This is a genomic window from Psittacicella gerlachiana (assembly GCF_003585965.1).
Classification (GTDB): Bacteria; Pseudomonadota; Gammaproteobacteria; order Enterobacterales; family Psittacicellaceae; genus Psittacicella; species Psittacicella gerlachiana.
Window position 1 is genome coordinate 1 of the sequence record NZ_NRJF01000271.1, and the last position, 1,966, is coordinate 1,966.

Sequence of the window (1,966 nt, forward strand, 5' to 3'; positions counted from 1 at the left end):
TAAGTTTTATTGATATGTCAAAAATAGAAAGTGTAGATTTACTTTTTGCTAAAAAAGAATTTATGGTAAAAAGAGAATTTCCAAATGGATTAGTTTTCTATGATTACACACTTGATCATAATAGCCCTACCTTGAACATTGATTTCAATAGTTTAGATCTTAGTAATGTAAAATCTATGCAAGGCACTTTTTTAGGTACTGTTATATGTAACGACATTAGTAAACTTAATGTATCCAAAGTTACAAACATGAGTCATCTTTTTAGCAAAGCTATATTTAAAAACTCTCAAATAGATCTAAGTAAATGGGATGTTTCTCAAGTAAAAACTATGTCTTTCATGTTTAAAGGTACACAATTTAACAATAACACAAATATAAATACTTGGAATGTATCAAATGTAACTAACATGGAAGGAATGTTTTATGAAGCTATAAACCTCTCAGCTCTAAATATAAAAGATTGGAATGTATCTAACGTTACTAATATGAGTGGCATGTTTCTTGCAGCTAGAGACTTCAATAGTGATATTAGCAGATGGAATATAGCCAAAGTTACTAATACTAACCATATGTTTTATGAAGCTCAAAACTTTAATTGTAATTTAAGTAAATGGGATGTATCAAATGTAACTACCATGATTAATATGTTTAGAAATGCTCTCAACTTTAATAGCGATTTAAGTAGATGGAATGTATCTAAAGTTACAAATATGAGTGGCATGTTTTGTAAGGCTATAAAATTCAACAGTGATTTAAGTGCTTGGAATGTATCTAGTGTTACAGATATGAGTGGAATGTTTTATTATGCAGAAAATTTTGATAGTGATCTAAGTAACTGGGATGCTTCTAAAGTTGTAAACAAAAAAGACATGTTCTTTGGAGCTAATAAATTCATTAACTCATATAAACAAAGATCTAGATATCGTAACACTAAATTTATTGACATTTCTTTTGATGATCTGCCAAATATCTTAAAGCAAAAGAGAATCCCTAATCAAATAAAAATTACTTTTACCAGTACTCATAAATTAAAAGATTTTTTAGATGTATATATAGATAAGTTTAATGATATATATGGAACTCCTTTAGACCTGAGCTTTATTGACATGTCTCAAATAAGAGATATTGATTTTCTATTTGCAAGAAAAGAGTATATAGATAAATACCTATTCCCTAATGAAATAGTTTTTGACCCCTCTAACATTGCTCCTTATCCATTGAATATAGACTTTAATAGTCTAGATATTAGTAAGATTACATCTATGGAAGGAACATTTGCAAACACTGAATTATATAGTGATATTAGTAATCTTGACGTATCTAAAGTTAAGAATATGAGGACTATGTTTTGCGATACAGTTTTTAAAAATCCAAAAATAGATTTAAATAATTGGAATGTATCCCAAGTAAAAAACATGTCATTGATGTTCAAAGGAACAAAGTTTAATGAACATCAAAATCTAAATAATTGGGATGTCTCCAATGTAAAGGATATGTCAGGAATGTTTATTAGTTGCTTAGATTCCAATATTGATATCAGTAAGTGGGATGTTTCTAATGTAACAAACATGAAAGCCATGTTTACAGGTGCTTTAAATTTCAACTGTAATTTAGGTAAATGGAATGTATCCAATGTTACTGATATGAGCTTTATGTTTGCAAACGCCGTTAACTTCAACTGTGATCTAAGTAACTGGAATGTATTTAAAGTAATTAATCGTCAAGAAATGTTTTACCAAGCATATAGCTTCAGTAGCATCTCTACCCCAAGATTTATATCAACGGTATACACTGACATTTCTTTTGCCCAACTTCCAAATACCATAAGACAACAAAGAATCGATCCTACTAAAATAAGAATTAAATTCACTGAAAAATATTTCTTAAAAGATTTCTTAACCTCATATATAAGTAAATTCAATGATATTCATGGTGATCCTTTAGATTTAAGTTTTATTGATATGTC

At 28.2% G+C, this 1,966-nt stretch carries 1 protein-coding gene; it reads left to right on the forward strand.

Annotated elements, in window-relative coordinates; genetic code table 11:
• Positions 1 to 14: 14 nt before the first annotated feature.
• Positions 15 to 1,966: BspA family leucine-rich repeat surface protein (locus CKF59_RS07560; protein WP_147397156.1), on the forward strand; the 1,952-nt coding region annotated here is incomplete at its 3' end.